15 protein-coding genes are annotated in these 19,259 nt (G+C 47.4%); 6 read left to right on the forward strand and 9 right to left on the reverse strand.

The genetic code is table 11. The features are described 5' to 3' along the window. Positions 1-18: 18 nt before the first annotated feature. The gene (locus tag NIES2104_RS19460; RefSeq protein WP_058999915.1) at positions 19-1,083 is read right to left on the reverse strand and encodes an anthranilate phosphoribosyltransferase family protein; all 1,065 of its coding nucleotides are present in this window, start codon (positions 1,081-1,083) and stop codon (positions 19-21) included. 60 nt (positions 1,084-1,143) lie between these two features. After that, positions 1,144-2,070, reverse strand: a complete 927-nt coding sequence (locus NIES2104_RS19465) for a LysR family transcriptional regulator (protein WP_058999916.1) — start codon at positions 2,068-2,070, stop codon at positions 1,144-1,146. 228 nt (positions 2,071-2,298) lie between these two features. Between NIES2104_RS19465 and acnB the strand changes: the two genes are divergently transcribed. From acnB to argJ, 4 genes are all read left to right on the forward strand, one after another. Beyond that, positions 2,299-4,893 (forward strand): bifunctional aconitate hydratase 2/2-methylisocitrate dehydratase, encoded by a 2,595-nt coding sequence (gene acnB, locus NIES2104_RS19470; RefSeq protein WP_058999917.1) that lies wholly within the window; start codon positions 2,299-2,301, stop codon positions 4,891-4,893. A gap of 56 nt (positions 4,894-4,949) precedes the next feature. Next, positions 4,950-5,210, forward strand: coding sequence for a DUF4258 domain-containing protein (locus NIES2104_RS19475; RefSeq protein WP_058999918.1), 261 nt, complete (start codon positions 4,950-4,952; stop codon positions 5,208-5,210). Beyond that, positions 5,207-5,419: a DUF2283 domain-containing protein gene (locus NIES2104_RS19480; RefSeq protein WP_058999919.1), complete on the forward strand. Its 213-nt coding sequence runs from the start codon at positions 5,207-5,209 to the stop codon at positions 5,417-5,419. Before NIES2104_RS19475 ends, NIES2104_RS19480 begins: the two co-directional genes overlap by 4 nt. Before the next feature lie 458 nt (positions 5,420-5,877). Continuing rightward, complete coding sequence (gene argJ / locus NIES2104_RS19485) at positions 5,878-7,134, forward strand: bifunctional ornithine acetyltransferase/N-acetylglutamate synthase (protein WP_058999920.1); 1,257 nt, start codon at positions 5,878-5,880, stop codon at positions 7,132-7,134. Positions 7,135-7,155: 21 nt separating this feature from the next. On the opposite strand, the gene NIES2104_RS19490 is transcribed toward argJ, so the two are convergent. From NIES2104_RS19490 to NIES2104_RS19500, 3 genes are all read right to left on the reverse strand, one after another. Continuing rightward, entirely contained in the window at positions 7,156-7,773 is a 618-nt protein-coding gene (locus NIES2104_RS19490) for a Uma2 family endonuclease (RefSeq protein WP_058999921.1), read from the reverse strand. A gap of 5 nt (positions 7,774-7,778) precedes the next feature. Next, positions 7,779-10,526, reverse strand: a complete 2,748-nt coding sequence (locus NIES2104_RS19495) for a zinc-dependent metalloprotease (RefSeq protein ID WP_225895266.1) — start codon at positions 10,524-10,526, stop codon at positions 7,779-7,781. A 163-nt stretch (positions 10,527-10,689) separates the two neighbouring features. Beyond that, positions 10,690-13,044, reverse strand: coding sequence for a GH116 family glycosyl hydrolase (locus tag NIES2104_RS19500; RefSeq protein WP_058999922.1), 2,355 nt, complete (start codon positions 13,042-13,044; stop codon positions 10,690-10,692). An 86-nt stretch (positions 13,045-13,130) separates the two neighbouring features. On the opposite strand from NIES2104_RS19500, the gene NIES2104_RS19505 reads away from it, so the two are divergent. Then, positions 13,131-13,646: a GIY-YIG nuclease family protein gene (locus NIES2104_RS19505; RefSeq protein WP_202815093.1), complete on the forward strand. Its 516-nt coding sequence runs from the start codon at positions 13,131-13,133 to the stop codon at positions 13,644-13,646. Position 13,647: 1 nt separating this feature from the next. On the opposite strand, the gene NIES2104_RS19510 is transcribed toward NIES2104_RS19505, so the two are convergent. From NIES2104_RS19510 to NIES2104_RS19525, 4 genes are all read right to left on the reverse strand, one after another. Then, complete coding sequence (locus tag NIES2104_RS19510; protein ID WP_058999923.1) at positions 13,648-14,289, reverse strand: Uma2 family endonuclease; 642 nt, start codon at positions 14,287-14,289, stop codon at positions 13,648-13,650. Positions 14,290-14,367: 78 nt separating this feature from the next. Continuing rightward, positions 14,368-14,784, reverse strand: a complete 417-nt coding sequence (locus tag NIES2104_RS19515; protein WP_156427001.1) for a hypothetical protein — start codon at positions 14,782-14,784, stop codon at positions 14,368-14,370. Positions 14,785-14,898: 114 nt separating this feature from the next. Further along, a complete protein-coding gene (locus tag NIES2104_RS19520) occupies positions 14,899-15,207 on the reverse strand; it encodes a DUF6679 family protein (protein WP_058999925.1) in 309 nt (102 codons plus the stop codon). 558 nt (positions 15,208-15,765) lie between these two features. Next, positions 15,766-18,528 (reverse strand): pitrilysin family protein, encoded by a 2,763-nt coding sequence (locus NIES2104_RS19525; RefSeq protein ID WP_058999926.1) that lies wholly within the window; start codon positions 18,526-18,528, stop codon positions 15,766-15,768. Positions 18,529-18,694: 166 nt separating this feature from the next. Between NIES2104_RS19525 and NIES2104_RS19530 the strand changes: the two genes are divergently transcribed. Then, positions 18,695-19,189, forward strand: a complete 495-nt coding sequence (locus NIES2104_RS19530; protein WP_058999927.1) for a glutathione peroxidase — start codon at positions 18,695-18,697, stop codon at positions 19,187-19,189. Positions 19,190-19,259 lie beyond the last annotated feature (70 nt).

Consider the following 19,259-nt stretch of genomic DNA (forward strand, 5'->3'; position numbering starts at 1 on the left):
GACATTGACGCGCCAGGTTTATCCAATTCGGGCAACCGATCGCACATTCTCGATCGCGCTCACCACCTGCTGCAATTTCCGCTCCGCCTGTCCCAATTCCAAAATCGCCTTAGCTTGCGAAAATCCCGCCTCAATACTTGTACAAGCCCCCGCCCGCCACAGATAAAATCCACTATTCCAAACGATCGCCTGCAACAATTCCGAAGGTTCACCCTTCAACGCTGATTTCATTTCATCGGCAAATTGATCGAGAGGCACTAACGGCAGTTCTTTCGCTGCAAACCCGTAATCACGCGGGACTAAGGTTAATCGATCGAACTTTTCCCCCTGACCCATGCCAATAATCGCAGTGCGATCGCGGGGTAAATCACAACTCCCTTCCAACCCTTTGACACTAGTAAAATTCGTAGTCCCCCGGAGCGCAAACGCATCTCGGAACATCCCTTCGGTCGGTGGATGCACATAGCCACAGACTAGATGTGATTCGCCTGCATACGGATTCCACATCAGTTCTAAAGTCGCAAACGGCGGACGCTTACCGATTTGGTCGCGATAGGGAACTAAGCCTTGAGCTAAGGGAAAATGAGTCGGGAGATAAACAAAGCCTAAACCTGTACTTTCTAGAACTTGATGAACTTGGGAAATGGATAAGGGTTTCCAATTTACGCCCAATCCATCCCAGAGTTCGATCAGCGGAACACCATCTTTTGTCGGCATTCGATCGCCTCCATGCAGCACTACTGGAACTCCTGCCGCAGAGAGTACCAGCGCAATTAATGGACTAAATGGAGCCGTACGCGATCGACCATCGTAAGGATTGCACATCACAGTTACGGGAATTTTTGATGCGATCGCTGGTAGTTTCTCGCTCAACGCATCATACGCATCTAACATTCCTGCCAGTTCTTCCCCGGTCGGACGTTTGATCCGGTGAGAAATCATAAAGGCTCCAATCTGTGCGGGAGTTGCTTCTTGGAGCAGCATTAATCGAGTCGCGGTTTCTGCTTCTTCGCGGGTTAAATCCTCGCTCGTATGAGGTCCGCTTCCAACTTTTCTTAGCAACTCCCGAAACTCGATGCTCATAGCTCTTAACCTAGAATGAATAGTTGCACAGGGCAAAGTGTTTTATCATATCAAATCAATTTAGACGATCGCTTTTGGCAACCGTGTGAGAAATGCAGGGTGCATCACCTCTCGGACTAACTCTCGGAATCGCTGAATCGGCGGAATCTGCAATCGATCTTGAGTCGTCACAAGCACAACCTGGCGAACGAGTGTCGGATCAGCCGTCGATCGCACAACTAAAGTCGGATCAAGATGAATGTCATGAATTGCACCTTGAGGCAGTAGTGCAATCAATTCTCCTTGCCTAACCACTCCTCGAAACGCATCTAATGTGTTTAGTTCTAGTGCAGCTTTGAGAATAGCTCCTTGGCGTTGGAATTGTTCTTGCACCAATCGCTGCATTCCGTAGCCATCTTTGAATACCACTTGCGGATAGTGAACCAGTTCCGACCACGGCACAGATTCAAATTGAGTTAATGGATGATCGGCTGACATTAAGATGCGAACTGGCTCATCGTAAAGCACATCAACAACCATTTCTGATCCAGCGGTGAGAAAACGATTGTTCATCACGATCGCAATATCTACCAGTCCATCTTTGAGCACTTTCAAAGCGCGATCGCTGCCCAATGAAGTCACCCGCAACTGAACTTCCGGATAGTCCTGACAAAATTGCTGCAATACGGGCGGTAAATGAAACGCACAGACGGAATGAATTGCAGCAATACACAACTCTGGCTGTTTGCCTAATCGAAGTTCTTCGAGTTCAGCGATCGCATTTTTCCACTCTTGGCAAATCTTTCGAGCGCGAGGTAAAAATTGCTCACCCGCGACCGTTAATTTTGCTTGTGCGGTTCGGTGGAAAAGCTGCATTCCCAAATCCGTCTCCAACGATTGAAGCTGGCGGCTAATCGTTGATTGGGTCACATCACATTTTCGGGCAGCTTGTTGAAAACTTCCGGTTTCTGCGATCGCTAAAAATGCCTGCAATTGCTCTAGGCGCATGAATTGTGGTCTGAGTCACATTCTAGTGACGGTAGCGGATCTGCAAAACAAGTTTCGTAAGAGTTGATACAGGAAAATTATCGCGGTTGAAAAGATTTTGAAGTACAGACATTTTACCTTGAGAGGGTTGTCAAGTTCTCCAGATTACTTTTCTTTGAAAAGACGTAGATTCAAAGTTCGCGATAGAGTGATAAAGCTGCTGAATCTACACACTCAATACCTCCGAATATGCTTGAATCTTACCGTCAACACGTCGCGCAACGGGCTGAATTAGGAATTCCACCGCTTCCCCTGAGTCCGCAGCAAACTTCGGAACTGTGCGAATTGCTCAAGGCTCCGCCTGCGGGTGAAGAAGCGTTTTTATTGTCTCTGTTACGCGATCGTGTTCCGCCTGGAGTTGATCAAGCCGCTTATGTGAAAGCGAGTTTCTTAAGCGCGATCGCAAAAGGTGAAACGACTAGCCCGCTGATTTCGCCTCAGGAAGCCGTCGAACTGCTCGGTACGATGATGGGCGGCTACAACGTGCATTCTTTGATCGAATTGCTCAAGTCATCGAATCCTGAAATTGCAGAAACGGCAACAGCGGCTCTAAGTAAAACGCTGCTCGTGTATGATGCCTTTCACGATGTGCAAGAACTGGCAGAGAGCGGAAATTCTTACGCTCAGAATGTGCTGAATTCTTGGGCAAATGCGGACTGGTTTACCAATCGCGCTCCGTTGCCTGAAATGATTACGGTGACGGTGTTCAAAGTTCCGGGTGAAACAAATACAGATGATTTATCACCCGCTACTCATGCCACGACACGCCCAGACATTCCCCTTCACGCGCTGGCAATGTTGGAAACGCGACAACCGGGATCGCTCGAAACGATCGCGCAATTAAAACAGAAAGGTCATCCGCTGGCGTATGTGGGCGATGTCGTGGGAACGGGATCTTCTCGAAAATCCGCGATTAACTCGGTACTATGGCACATTGGCGAGGATATTCCGTTTGTGCCGAATAAGCGATCGAGCGGTTACATTCTCGGTGGCAAGATTGCGCCGATCTTCTTCAACACGGCGGAAGATTCGGGTGCTTTACCGATCGAATGTGATGTCACGAATCTCAATACAGGTGATGTAATCACGATTTACCCCTACAAAGGTGAGATCACGAATGGATCGGGCGAAGTGGTTTCGACCTTCACCTTAAAACCAGACACGATTCTAGATGAAGTTCGTGCGGGTGGACGGATTCCATTACTGATTGGGCGAACGCTGACCGATAAAATTCGATCGGCAATGGGCTTACCGATTTCCGATCTGTTTGTGCGTCCCAAAATGCCGACCGATACCGGAAAAGGATTCACCCTCGCTCAAAAGATGGTGGGTAAAGCCTGTGGACTTCCCGGCGTTCGTCCCGGAACTTCTTGTGAGCCGATCATGACCACGGTTGGATCGCAGGACACAACCGGACCCATGACCCGCGACGAACTCAAAGAACTCGCTTGCCTCGGATTCAGTGCCGATCTAGTGATGCAAAGTTTCTGTCATACGGCAGCTTATCCGAAACCCGTAGACATCAAAACGCATAACGAACTTCCAGACTTTATCAATTCTCGCGGCGGCGTTTCTCTGCGTCCAGGTGATGGCATTATTCACTCCTGGCTGAACCGAATGCTGCTACCTGACACGGTTGGAACAGGCGGCGATTCGCACACTCGCTTCCCGCTTGGGATCTCGTTTCCGGCGGGATCGGGTTTAGTCGCGTTTGCGGCGGCGCTCGGTGCAATGCCACTTGATATGCCGGAATCCGTTCTAGTTCGATTCAAAGGTAAATTGCAGCCCGGTGTCACTCTACGTGATGTAGTGAATGCGATTCCTTATGTTGCGATGCAGCAAGGAAAACTCACGGTTTCTAAAGAAAACAAGAAAAACGTTTACTCTGGCAAAATTATCGAGATGGAAGGATTGCCAGATTTGCAGTTAGAGCAAGCGTTTGAATTGACGGATGCCACGGCTGAACGATCGGCGGCGGGATGTACGATCGCGCTTTCGGTTGAGACCGTTTCCGAATATCTGCGATCGAATGTGGCTCTACTGAAAAACATGGTTGCCCGTGGATACGGCGATGCTCGTACGATTCTGCGTCGCGTTCGTCAGATGGAAGACTGGCTCGCTGATCCCCATTTGTTACAAGCGGATTCCGATGCCGAATATGCGGACATTATCGAGGTCGATTTGGATCAGCTTAAAGAACCGATCGTCGCCGCTCCGAATGATCCCGATAACATCAAGCTCATGACCGAATGTGCAGGCGATCCGATCCACGAAGTCTTCATCGGTTCCTGCATGACCAACATTGGACATTACCGCGCCGCTGCCAAAATCCTCGAAGGTGCAGGAGTCGCCAAAGCCAGACTTTGGATCGCTCCCCCGACTCGCATGGATGAACAGCAGCTAAGAGCCGAAGGCGTTTACGACATCTTCCAGGCGACCGGAGCTAGAACCGAGATGCCGGGATGTTCGCTCTGTATGGGCAACCAAGCACGAGTTGATGACGGTGTAACGGTGTTCTCAACTTCGACCCGGAACTTTAACAATCGGATGGGCAAAGGAGCACAGGTCTATCTGGGTTCTGCGGAACTTGCAGCAGTGTGTGCCCTTCTCGGTAAGATTCCAACCCTTGAGGAATACATGAGCGTCGTGCAAGCGAAGATCGATCCATTTGCGGCAGATCTGTATCAGTACTTGAACTTCGATCGTATTTCCGGCTTTGAAGATGAAGGTCGCGTCTTGTCGAAAGAAGAAGAAGCCAAACTGGTTTCGTCGATCGGCGCTTAGTGTGCAAAGTAAATGAAGGGTGAACAAGGCTTCGCCCTTCTTTATTAATCAACTTCATGAGTTTCTATATTTCTCGACACGCCGCAGAGAAATTGCAGCAGCGAAGAATTCCAGAAGATTTACTAGACGCAGTACTACAAAATCCTCAGCAAATTATTGACGATAGTGATGGAGCAAAAATCTATCAGTCGCAAGTCTTGTTTCCTAACGGTAAGCTTTATCTACTTAGAGCAGTAGTGTATGAGCGAACGCAGCCCTTGATTGTATCCATGGTTTACAAAACGACTCAAATTTCTCGATATTGGAGGTCAGAATGAAAGTTACCTATGATTCAGAAGTCGATATTCTGACGATTCTGTTATCAGATGCTGCTTCTGAGGATAGTCGTGAGGACAGTCCTGGTGTGATCTTGGACTATGACATTGAGGGAAATTTAATTGGTTTGGAGATTCTTAATGCCTCGAAGCGCGTCGAGAATCCACTCCACCTAGAACACGTCATTACTGGAATTTCCGCACAGATTTGAGAAGAAAGCTTTATTTTGACTGGTTTAAGTGAAGGTTGATTTGTATCGGTACTTGAACTTCGATCGCATTTCCGGTTTCGAGGACGAAGGACGAGTGTTATTGAAAGAAGAAACTGATTGTCAGTGTTTGAATTTTACAGTAGCGATGTCAATAACACTGCGATCGTGTCTCCTTCTCTAGTATTCTCAGAGTAGTCAAGACTTCAGAATTGCTTTAATCACCGCAAAAATACTGACTTTTGTGAAGCTCTGTCAAAAAATCGATGTAAGTTTTACGAAGTTCAGCGAAGGGGGTTACACCCCTCACCCTATCAATGGCATACTGTGATAAGTAGATGCACCCTGATGACAGGGGGGAATCGCCCAGCGCGACCCTCCTTTTTTCTTGTTTAAACCCCTAGCTCCAAATCGCGACTCTCGATATAATCGCTGTTTCAGGAACTTAGGAAGGGCATATCATGGCAGACTGGCAGCAAATCGAAGGTGGAGTGACCGCCCCCAAAGGCTTCAAGGCAGCAGGAATTACCGCTGGACTCAAACCATCTGGTTTACCGGATTTAGCCTTAATCGTCTCTGAAGTCGATGCGATCGCGGCTGGAGTCTTTACCGTATCTCAAGTTCGCGCTGCCTGCGTCGATTACTGCCGCGAACGCCTTCAAACGAAATCGAATACCCGTGCGATTCTCTGTAATGCCGGACAAGCCAACGCTGCCACAGGCGCACAAGGCATGATTGACGCGCTCGAATCGGCTCAACTAGTCGCCCAAGCGTTGAATCTTGCCTCAGACACGATTTTGCTGGCTTCAACTGGAGTGATCGGTCAGCGGATCAAAATGGATGTATTGCGATCGGCAATTCCAAATTTGGTCGCAAGTCTAAGCGACACCGGAAATGCCGCGGCTTCCAAAGCAATTACGACTACCGATTTAGTCACGAAATCGATCGCGCTCGAAACCGCGATCGGCGATCGCCCGGTTCGTGTCGGCGGCATTGCCAAAGGTTCCGGCATGATTCACCCAAACATGGCGACGATGTTAGCGTTCGTTACTTGTGATGCAGCAGTTTCTTCACACCTCTGGCAGGAAATGTTAAGTCGGGCTGCCGATCGTAGTTTTAACCAAATCACCGTTGATGGCGATACCAGCACGAATGACAGTTTGATTGCATTAGCAAATGGACAATCAAGAACGCCAGCGATTACGGAATCCGGAGCTGAAGCGGACAAACTCGAAGCGATGCTAACTGAGGTGTGTATTTATTTAGCGAAAGCGATCGCACGAGATGGCGAGGGAGCAACCTGTTTAATCGAAGTTCAGGTCACAGGTGCCGTAGATGATGAATCGGCGCGAAAAGTGGCACGAACGATCGCAGGTTCGTCTTTAGTCAAATCTGCGATCTTTGGACGCGATCCGAACTGGGGGAGAATTGCTGGAGCCGCAGGACGAGCTGATGTGACATTCGACCAGGAAGAATTGCAGATCAAGCTCGGTGAGTTTGTTTTGATGCAGAATGGACAGCCGCAGCCGTTCGATCGAGCAGGCGCGAGTGAGTATTTGAAGCAACAAGCGGCGAAAAGTTTAGACGGCGATCGACAAGTGCTGGATCATCCTGTAATTATTGCCGTCAGTATTGGAAACGGGACAGGAAGTGGAAAAGCTTGGGGCTGTGATTTGAGCTATGACTATGTGAAAATCAACGCTGAATATACAACTTGAGGATAAGAGATGAGCAGTATGCTATGAATTGATGCGCTCTAGAATTTGATTGAGACTGAGCTGTAATTCGGGGAAGACTTTTGATGCGATCGCTTGCTCTCCCCGAAATTGTCTCAGTTCGTACTCCCCTTCTTTGTTTAATTGATAGACCGAGAACGTGGGCTGCTTGGGTGAACCGATGTAGCGCTTTCCGCCTAATCCAAGATAGTCACAAATCCAGTATTCCTGAATGCCTAAAGCCTCGTAATCTTCCAGCTTTAAAGCATAATCATCACTCCAGTTTGTACTTGTCACTTCGATTACAAGTTTGGCGGATTTACCCTGAGTGATAGTAGATTCTTTTTCCCATCGCGGGTCATCTTCAAGTGCCTGCTCGTCGAGAACAATGGCATCTGGTTCATATCCAGACTCACGGTACTTCACGACGCAATCTTTCGGTACAAAGTAAGGGATCTGCAATCGTTCAATCTCATTCCCTAGCTTCAGAGCAATGTAGCCGCCCAAATTTGAGTGTTTACCAGTTGGTTTAGTCATTTGAACGACATCGCCGTTACGCAATTCATAACGATGCTCTGACTGTTCTGGATACCAAACGATAAATTCATCAAAGGTAATTTGCTTGGGAAGAGATTGAAACATGCAACTTACTGCGATTGCAATTGAGCATCTAGAGCTTTTGCAATACGATCGCGAGCTTCTTCTAGATGTGCCTTTGTATAAATCTCCTTTTCATTAACGCGGCGCATGGCTCGATCGATTGCCTGATGAAGCTGTTTTAATTCGTACCTTGCAACTGTTCGCGCATCATCAGGAGCATCCGCCTGCCGCAACATCATTGCAATCATGGCTTCCATGTATTGTCGCTGCAAGGCACGACGTAACCCGGATAGTTTGAGATTGTCTTGCGGCTTGATCACATCGCCCCAAATGCTCGATTGCAGCGTATCGAATAGATCAGGAATCGTCATTCCTTGTCCGGCTTGGGTTCTGAGTTCCGAATCTCTTAGACGGGCTAAGCGATCGTAGTCCAACAGCGAATACAACACAAAGCTTTGGAGAAACAGAATGTTGTCGTGAATTGGATAATCTAAGTTCGAGGTTGGCTCAGTTCCCCAGTGTGACCAGCGAGAAGGTGCTAACTTGTTGAGGAAATCAGGTGAGAACCGGAAGGGATCTTCACTAAAGACGTACTGCTGAATTAGGGCGAGGGCGCGACGTTGTTGATCGATCGGCACTGATTCAAACGGCAATCGTCCCTGAGCATCTCCCGCTTTGAATCGATTAAAGTACTGTCCTCCGATGTACTCGCTCAAGAAAGTGGAGAACTGGAAGTAGTAGTCAAACACCGAATTGAATGCGACTCGAACTTCGTTGAAGCTATCCCCTTGGAATGGGAAGCGTTGATCGACGCGATTCCACATTTCACGGGCATTCTTTAGTTGCCATTCGCTGTAGGTGAGCAAATCGTCGCTCATATCGAAGACATTCGTTTTCGGATCAAGATAAGTGAGATCTTCATCAGTCGCGTAGGTGAGTTCAGGCTGGGGGGCGCGTTGAGCAATTTTATCGAGTTCGCGGCGTTCAGCTTGTGGAACTCTGGCATCTAAGAGCGTGTAACCGTATTCGATCGCCCATTCGTCATAAGGTCCGATCGTGTGTGAGAAATAGTCTCCCTGCTTGGTTCCTTGCGGTGCTAAGTTCACAGGTGCATAGTCCATCACTGATCCGGTTAGTCCTTTGCTCTGGGTGATGGCTGTGTTATTTAGCTCTTCTGGTTTGAGCATTGCGCTCGATCGGAAGTTGTGCCGCAGTCCCAAAGTATGACCGACTTCATGAGCAATCAAATTCCGCATGAATTCCTGAGCAAAGGCTTTCATCTCAGGACTACTTGGTAAAACGTTTTGCATCAGAGATAAAGACATATTTCCGACTGCAAACTGTTTCGCGGTATCGACTCCAAAGCAAAGGTCTTGATAGTTGCCGAGATGCGAACCAAACCGTAATCGAGGAGCTTGCTTTTTCGCGTCGGTTTTTGCTTGTTTGCGGATTGCTTGAGCAGCCATTCCATAGCTACAGAGGTTCGGATTGCTCGTTAGTTGAGCAACAAATGGAGCCGATCGCATTTGATTCTGTTCAACCAGGGTGCGATAGTCTTCTTTCATTGCTCTAGCAAAGTCAGCCGAAACAATGATATCTGCATCGAGAATTTCACCTGTGAGTGGATTGACGCGGGAGGGTCCCATCGCGAAAATCGCGTCGTTGGTATTGAACCAGCGAATCGTGTTGTAACGGACATCTGCCGGGTCCCAATCGGCTTTATCGGGCATTTGTTTGACTTCGATCGCATTTTTGAATCCAATCTTTTCAAAGGCGCGATTCCACAATAAAGCACCTTCACGCACCGCATCGCGATACTCTAGCGGAACACTGTTTTCGATCCAAAAAACGATCGGTTTTACAGGTTCAGACAATGGAGCGTTTGGATCTTTCTTTTGTAAGTTCCAGCGGTTGATGTATCGGACAAACGGTCGTCTGGACGTATCAGTCGTATAGTCTTTGTAGGCAGTGATAAAGTAACCAATTCGATCGTCTGCTAATCTTGGACGATAGCTATTGTTTTCGGGCAGTTGAGAGAGGCTGTATCGCACTTTTAGGCTAAACGCTCGACTGTCCGGAAGGGTTTCGATATAGGTCGGAAAATTGTCACCGTTGCCGCTTCCACTAAAAGCAAAGACGGATTCAACTTCGATATTTTCTGGAAAGGCTTTGATCCGATCGAAGTAAGAATTTCCAGACTCCAGATTGTATGATCCTTGCAGCGAAGCCGATAAGAAAGGCATCAATCCAGGTAAATCTGATAATAATAATGGATTGAGTTCAACCAGAAAGCTTTTCCGTTCTGCGTGAATGCTGCGAATCGGCAAGGTTTCTAGCACAGAATCACTGAACGATCGCTGAATCGATCGCTCGATCGGAATGCCTTGATCCGCTCGGAAATAAAAATTTGGAACTACAAACTGAATGCTATTATTGACGCGGCGGAACGTGAAGAGAAAATCGCCGAGTGGTAAACCGCTATAGATTCCGCGTTCTCCGACTCCGGTTTCGAGCGTCATCGCTGCAAAGAAATTGCGATCAAGTTGATTCGGCGAAATCTCTAGTAGAACTCTTCCTATTTTTTCGTTCTGATACAGCGTGAACAATCCTTTGAGGGGTTTAGTGTCTTTAATGACTTCATCAAAGGGGCGAAGCTGTGATCGATCGACTTCGGCATTGGGTCGCTGAGCGGGTTTTGATTGAGCCACTCCGGGCATCACCCAATTGGTGCTAATCGGCAATATAACTAGCAGGAACCCCAACAGAAAGGCTAGGAAGCGCGATATTCGTTTCATTCGTGTCGTTCTACTCAGTGAGATTGTGGGAGCGTAACGCTTGGAACACAAGGGAATCGATCGATACTATCTTGCCAATAGCACTCTGATCGGAATTTAAGATATTTTTAATCCGTTTGTTGAGTGTACACGCATTGCCCGATCTTGACATGGCGGTTTTATGTCAACGTCGATCGAACATCAGAAGCACCGCCCAGATTGCCATTGCTCTTAAATAGTGGCTGGCTCGAAAGGTTCCTGCTGCTGTGATCGCTTCTGGTGTTCTAAATTGCAGTCCGTTGTTGTAAATTTGTTGCACAACGGATTCTGTTAGCGTCCAAGCTTGCGTTTTCATTTCCATTTGCATTAAAAATGCTGCGATTCCAAAGTTAATGCCTGTCCAAACTTCTAACGGATGAGTGGCATTCGGATTTTCAGGGGAACCGTCAGGTAAAACGCCGTTTGCGGCTCCGATTTGTACGCCCATTTTCTGGCTAAATCGTACAAAACAAGCATCGTAAACGGTGTGAAGTGCGGATTGTAAACATTCGATCGGTACAATGTCGGGTAAGTTCAACAATCTGGCATAGAACTGTCCGCAGAGTTGATCTGCCATGACGACCTCGGAACCGCTACCACTGTCTAATCGATAGTAGGTTCCATTCCAGAGCTTGTCTTGATAAATTGTGCGAGATTGAGCTAACCAGGATTGATAAAGATCAACAGGTCGATCGAGAATTTTACCAATTGCGATCGCACTTTCGAGTGCAGCAATCCACAAGCCGCCACAATAAGCGCTTACTCCCTGTAACCGCCAGTCATCAAAGGTTTGATCCGGTGCGCCTGAGTTTTCTGGAATGCCATCATTATCGAGATCGAACTGTTTGAGATAGAGGAGTGTTTCTACGATCGCATCCCAACATTCTTCTAAAAATGCTTTATCCGTTGCACCTGTGAGTAGATAGTCCCGATAAACTTGCAAAACAAAATCAGAGCCTAAATCTTTCCACAGATTGCAATCTTGATACGCGGTATAGTTCGTTTTCTCCCAAACGTGTTCATTCGGTGCACCTAGATCGTGTGGAGTTGCACCTTTAGCTTTTCTCAGCGCCATCGGAATATCCGCGCCGATCGTATAGTAATAACCGATGACACGAGTGCGATCGTCTTGTTGAGGAATGGCACGAGCAAACGATCGCATGACTGATTTTTCAAGTTCTGCCCACAGCATCAACAATCCAAACGATCCATACAATCGCACATCTAAGCTTTCATACCAGCGATAATCGATGCACTCTAGCACCGCAAATTGTCCCACCGGATCGCGCTCATCGGCAGCACTCCACACGGTTCCACCTTGAGTGAGATCATAGAGTTCGTTGAACAATGCCATCTTGAACCAATCGGGAAGATCCGATCGATCGAGAATCGGAGCTTGCCAAGTCTGAATTTTTTCCTGCCACGATCGATGATACTTCAAAGCAGTTCGAGCGATCGACACAGCATTTTGACCGTTGCGACCAAAGAAATCGGTATAGCGGCGAAAATACTCGACACCTTCTGCAAATTCGGTGATCGGAAAGTCCCAACTGAGGACGAATGGGATTTGCAATGTTTGACCGGGCTTTAAAGTGAAACGAACTGCGATCGCGCTTCCGATTCGTTCTCCGGTCGATCGTGTTTCATCATCTCGATCGCTTAATGATCCATCGCGTGAAAAGCTTTCCCATAGTTCCGAACCGTCTTCGGGATTCCAACGAGTGTGATAGAAAACTTCCCAAAGGTACGGATTGAGCGAAGTTGCGATCGCCCATTGTCCGTCACCTTCTTTCGGTTGATCTACATCGCGGGACATGACGATCGCTAATTGTTGCTCATTTCCCGTTAGCTGATTAAAGTTACCCGCACTTTGATACATTCGGGGCTGGTATTCATACACGGGGCTACCGTCATCCCTGATCCGAATTTCCGGCGATTTGAGCGTATTTGTAAACCATCCCACCATATTTTCCCAAGTCAGCATAATGCTGAGCGTGATGGGCTGATTTGTAGGATTGTGTGCTGTCCATTGAAACACTGCAACTGGATAGCTCGTTTCTTGATAGTTATTAGCAATGATTGGTGAAAGCTGCTCACAAGTTAATTGAGCTTGAAAGACATTCTCATATTTGAACCAACTGCGCGGATACAATGCGGCATAAGTTCCAGAATTTTGAGGATACGATCGCCAATTTGCCAACGTTTGATCCGTCGTGAGTGCACACGCTTGTGATTGTTCTCCCACCTGTTCAAACACACTGAACTGACAAGCGCTCATCGATTCAAAGATATGTTCTCCGCCATCAATGTGCCACAGATTAAAATCACCTTTTGACGATCGACCAATACATCCTGCGCCAAATCCGCCCAACGGTGCACCATGCCACGCGCCATCATCTAAATTACTCGCGTAGCGGACGGTATAAGGCTTTTCCCACCCTTGCCCGATCGGGCGTGTCCAAGCACAAGCGGGAATCTGAACAGAATTAGATTGACTCATCGTTAAGTTTGGCGAACGCGAAGCGCGGTGCAAGCATCGGCATTGCCCAATATACTACGATCGATCAACCTCAATTACTGATTTCCATGACTGAAATTCCCGCGCTAACCGATTTAGAATTCCTACCGTTCATCGATTCAAACGGTCAACTTTTGGAACAGTTTCAAGGCAAAGTTGGCATTTATGCAATTTTTGATCAAACGAAGACATTAAAGTATGTTGGTTTTTCTAGAGATGTTTTCTTGAGCTTGAGACAGCATTTAGTTCGATGCGTTTCTGAATGCTATTGGGTGAAAGTTCAAGTTATCGATCGACCCAATCGCACCATTCTCGAAACGATTCGTGCTGCTTGGTTGGAAGGGACAGCGATCAGCGATGAAGCGAAATGGACGCAGCCGATTCAGGTTAAAGAATTCATGACTGATGAAGAGCGATCGACTTACGAAAAAGCGATCGACGAACTTGGACAAATCAAAGCACTGAAAAATGCTGCTCGGCGTGTGGAATCTGAAATCATGACGCAACTCAAAGCGCGAAATGTTCAAGCCGAAATTCGATTTAATCCAAAATTGAAAGAAGAAGGATTGCTAGATTTGAAGTGAATTAAAGTTGTTCTCTGATCCCAGATCTAAGCGATCGTTTTGCTGCTGTTTCTCCTTTCTGAGCGCAATTTCTAAGAAACTGGTACAGACGCTCTTTCTGTACCCAAGAGAAGGTTGGACTTGCTGCTACCTCAACATATTGACCTTCTTGCAGTTGATAAATTGTTAGGATTCTTCCGTTGTAGCGCCAGAATTCACCAACTCCCATTTCTGCGTATAGTGCGTTCTTGTTAATGTCAGTGTGAGTGATATCGACTTCAATCACTAGATCAGGCGGCGGATCAATATTGAGGTCAACTCTCCTACCCCGCACTAATGGTTCATTTGCAATGTAAAAAGCACTATCTGGCTCTGCTCCTACGGCTAGATCCTTTCGATTTAGCGTTGTCGATGCCATACTCTTAAGATTCTGATCGAGTTCCTCAACCAGAATTTTGATGAAATCGCTAACTAAGGCGTTTCCATTTTCGTGTTCTTCGCGTGGAGACATGATCTCTAACGTACCGTGATAATAAGCAAGGCGCGGTACAGAACGCTCTCCAAATGCCGCTAACAAAGCTTCATAGGTGTCCCATTCTACGTTATGAAGCACGACCCGATTTTCACCGAGTTGAATTTGAGACACTTCTGGTGTGCTGACCATAAGAATCCTCCGCTTTGCCTTGCCCTAATCATAACGATAGAAGTAGCGATCGAAGTTTTCACCCCGATCGCCCTTCTATCAATGTCGATCGCGCTGCAAATCGTACTTCACTTTCTCAATACACCACTGCCGCGATCGTTCGGGGTGTTTGCGCTGCATTTGATCCACGAGCCGTTCCGCCGCTGCCCGATCTTGGTGCATCAGGAGCAACAGTTGTCGATCGATTTGACCGTAATGGACTCGAGAACCAGACGGCTTTCTCGATTGCACCCAACCGTAACCAACAGCGCCCAGACCTAAAGCTGTAAGCACGAAAGCAGCCGTCGATCGAGTGTCAGCGTCTGGAGCTTCGACTTGAATCGATCGAGGTTCAGAAAATTGAGCCGTGGTCACTGGACGTGAAGCGAGTCCAAAAAATCCTTGAGCGGTCACCACACTCCCGACCAGTGCCGCCATCCAAACTGAGGAACGTTTAGCGATAGAGAATTGAAACATCGTAGAGAAGATGAATCAGAAACGATATTTTTATGATGATGAAGATTTATGACACCAGAATGACAAAAAAAGAAGGGTGTGCTGCCCTTCTTTCGTTTCTAAATTCAATGCTGATTAATCTTCGCGTTTGTCAAACGGATTGGAAATCTGTTCCGCTTCGGGGCAATCGTCCGACACCAGCGGATCAACACATCCTTTCGGCACAGAGGACAACTTTTGAGTCACAGCCCCAATACTTTCGAGGCGAACCATTTCTTCCCAAGAGCAGTTTTCGTCTTCCTCATCGGTTTCATAGCGCAACGTGACCAAATCTCCTTCGATGTCGAGAATTTTGGCGCGTTCGATCCAGCGCTGTTGATCCCGCAAGAAGATCCAGACTTCGCGACCATCACAACAGAGTTGATAGATCTTGCGGTGTAGCATTATGCTTCTCCTGAGCGAATTACTCGAATATCACTAAATTAGACCGCAGCTTGGCATCTGCCACAGTCTTCCATCAAACAGAATCGATCGCACTTTCACGGATTAGAAGAAAAGCGATCACGAAACAACAGGTCTGATCCAAAGTTAGTAGATTCATGGCATTAAGCGTAACGTTGGATCAGGAAAAAACTCTCTCGCCAAGGACGGGATCTGAAGCGCAACACGGTCGCAGTTTGGGAGTTGGGACTGAGGAGACACTTTTAAAGTCATTGTTGAGGCAGTAAAGGGACTTGGCGCAACGCTTGAAGGGAGCATAGAGCTTCGATTCAAGTGGGTAGAGAACACAGGGGATTGGGATCAATCCGATGTCCGAAACGTTTCCATAGGCAATCTGCCCATTGGGTATTCGATTCTACTCTCATTTTAGCGAACCCATCGCTGTTTGAATAGAACATTTTTACTATATTTCAATTGTTCTGCGCGTTCCTATCAACAAAATAAAAGGATGTGGCAGAAACGTCACATCCTTTAAGAAATCTTAATTTTTGTCGCAAGGAATTACGCTTTTGGCGGTCCGGCAGTCACAATAATCAGATTTTCAGGTCGGATCAATTCTTGAGCCGATTCGTTGACTTGCGCGGGTGTGACGGAATTGATCTGAGTCGGATACTGACGGAGTTCGGTCGGATTCAATCCATATAACTCGTTCATCAGTACGACTGAGGCAAGCTGATCGGGATTCGCTAAATCGACCGGGTAGCCGCTGGTAATTGATCGCTGTGCAGTCGTGACTTCAGTTGGACTCACGCCTTTTGTGCGAACTTGATCTAGAAGTTTAACGGTGCTGGCGATCGCTTTATCGGCATCTTCAGGTGCGGTTTGCATTGAGATTACAAACGGACCCGGACGATTTCCAGCTTGGAAATAGCTGTAGATGCCGTAGGTTAATCCTTGTCGATCGCGCACTTCTGCCCCCAATCGACTCGATAACGTATCGCCTCCAAGGATTTGATTCATCACCGAGGCGTTATAGAAGCGTTGATCGCGTCGATCGATACCCGCTGATCCGATCAGTGTCACCGATTGCGTCTTTCCAGGAATGGGAGCATAGCGACGAACGGTCGAAGTCGGAGCGGAAACGGGCGGGAAGGTCAAACTCGGTGCTCTACCTGTCGCTTTCCAGCCGCCCAGTTCTTTTTCGATCAGCGCTTTTACCTGAGTTGGATCAAAATCGCCCACGAGAGAAACGATCGTGGTATCTGGTCGGTAATGCGTTTGATAGAAATTGAGCAAATCCTGACGCTGAATTGCTTTTAAGCTAGATTCAGTCGGGAAACTGTGGAACGGGTGATTTTCGGGGTAAACCGTTTGCTGAAAGACGCGACGAGCCAGAACCGCTGGATTATCTAATTGGATTTTGAGAGCGGTTAGCGATCGAGCACGAGACAGTTCTAATTCTCGTTCTGGAAATGCTGCATTTTGCGCCACATCTGCCAGCGTTTGCACCAGAATCGGAAGGTGTTCAGAAAGCGCGTTCCCGTTCACCAAAACGCTTTCGCGATTCGTATCAATCCCGAAATTAATACCGCGATCTTCCAACGTTTTCGCCAAAGTCAGCGCATCTTTGGTCTTTGTTCCGTTGGTTAAATTATCTGCGGTGAGTTTTGCGATTCCAGCTTTTGCAGTTGAATCGAATTCTGAACCTGCTTGCATTGCGGCAGTGAGCGACACCGTTGGGGTACTGGTATCACGCATCAGTAGCACTTTCAAGCCGTTCGGTAACACGTATCGTTCTGGTAGCGCTTGCGTGGTTCGATCGCCCGATTGCACCGCAGGCAGATATTTTGCCACTTGAGCCGGATCAACTGGAGGACCTGCATTAAATTTCTCAGCAGTTTGACCTGCATTCACAGAACCGCCCGCTTTTCCATCGATCGTCGTCGGTTGGAAAAATCCGATCGTGGCTTTATCTGGCGCAAAGTACGTTTTCGCGACTCGCTGTAAATCGGCGGAAGTGACTCGATCGACATTTGCCAAAAAGCGATCGGTAAACTTGTAATCGCCTGTGACGGTTTGATCATCTCCAAGTTGAAATGCTTGGCTTGTGATGTCGCGATTTCTGAGCAGAACCGAGGATTTTAGCTGAGTTTTAGCGCGATCGAGTTCTTCTTGGGTCACACCTTTCGATCGAACATCTGCTAGGACTGCTTGAACTGTTTCATTGACTTTGTTCAAATCTTGATTCGGGGCAGCGGTTGCAGACAGGTCATACCAGCCACCAGAGATCATATTGGCAGGATAGCCGCTAAATCCGCTGACTAATCCCGTTTCAACCAACGCTTGATACAGTCGAGAACTCCGCCCCTCAGTCAGAACGAGATCTAAAACGTGCAGTGCTGGAACATCTGGATTAGTTGCTTTTGGTAATGGGTACACCACATTCAGCAAGGGAGCGCTACCCGCTTCGCGAAGCACGATCGGTTGAGTTGGCTTTGCAGGTGTTGCACTCGTTGAAGTCGGTTTCTCGGTGGTCGGTTTTGCCTTTTCTCGCTTCGGCACTTTGCCAAAGAGTTCTTTCACCGTTTGCAAAGTCGGCTCTGTTTTAAAGTCGCCCACCAGAATCAAAGTTGCATTGTCGGGGCTGTAATAGTTGCGGTAATAGTTGCGAACTTGCTCAACTTCAAACTTTTCGACATCGGCTTTCGTTCCGCCCACAGGCAAACCGTAGGGAGAGTTTGGAAAAGCGGCTTTCATCACTGCTCGATCGAGTCGATAATCGGGGCTATTCTCATACCCTTGCAGCTCTGAAATGACGACGCGCTTTTCGCTGGTCAATGAATCGGAATTAATCAGTGCACTTTGCATTCGATCGGCTTCGAGTGCTAGAAGCGCAGATAATTTCTCCCGCGCAACGGTGCCATAATAAGCGGTCTGATCGTAGCTAGTAAAGGCATTCGATTGACTACCGAGCGCATTAAATAAGCGACCGAATTGAATGGGCCGATCGCTCGTTCCTTTGAACATCAAATGTTCTAATTGGTGTGCGATGCCGTTCACGCCTTGCGCTTCATCTCGTGATCCAATGCGGTACCAAACTTGTACCGTTACTACCGGAGCCGTCGGAACTTCTTTCGTCAGAACGGTTAACCCATTTTCGAGCACTGTTTTACGAACGCTATCGGTCGTGGTCATCGAAGCCATCGGAACAGCAGACGCGGATTGCAAGAAAGGAACAGAGTTCGAGAGCAGTACCGCGCCTAGACAGAGCACGAACAGAATGCTGGCAAAGCGATGTTGCCGAAGAAATTTCAGAAAAAACATAGGAATAATGGAAAGCACCTATGGAAGAAAATACTCGGTCTGTGAAGGGTTGACCCCAGAATTTCGAGCAAGTTCCACTCTAGCTTTTTGATGAGCGATCGAGAGAACGATCAATACAATGCTGTCAAGAAATGTAAACTAGAGAAGTAGTTTCACATCAATGGTTATGACTACACAAACATCGCCATCTATCTATGACTTTTCGGTGAATACGATCGAAGGTCAGTCTGTTTCACTCAGCACCTATCAAGATAAAGTGCTGTTGATTGTGAATACTGCAAGTCAATGTGGTTTTACGCCTCAGTATCAAGGTCTACAATCGGTTTATAACAAGTACAAAGATCAAGGCTTGGAAGTTTTAGGATTTCCTTGTAATCAGTTTGGACAACAAGAACCTGGAAGCGCAAATGACATTCAATCCTTCTGTGAAATGCGCTTTGGTGTGACGTTTCCTCTGTTTGAAAAAATCGATGTGAACGGTGCAAATGCACATCCGTTGTTCAAGTATTTGACCAAAGCGGCACCCGGAATTTTTGGAACGGAAGGAATTAAGTGGAATTTCACGAAATTTTTAGTCGATCGTTCTGGAAAAGTGGTGAAACGCTATCCTTCGACGACTAAGCCTGAAGATATTGAGAGAGACATTCAGGCTCTGTTGTAGGACGATGTTCGAGGATTGTTGTTATTAGAGGATTGTTGTTATTTGAGGTTTGTCGTTCATTGCATTCACC

The sequence above is a fragment of the Leptolyngbya sp. NIES-2104 genome (assembly GCF_001485215.1).
Classification (GTDB): domain Bacteria; phylum Cyanobacteriota; class Cyanobacteriia; order Leptolyngbyales; family Leptolyngbyaceae; genus Leptolyngbya.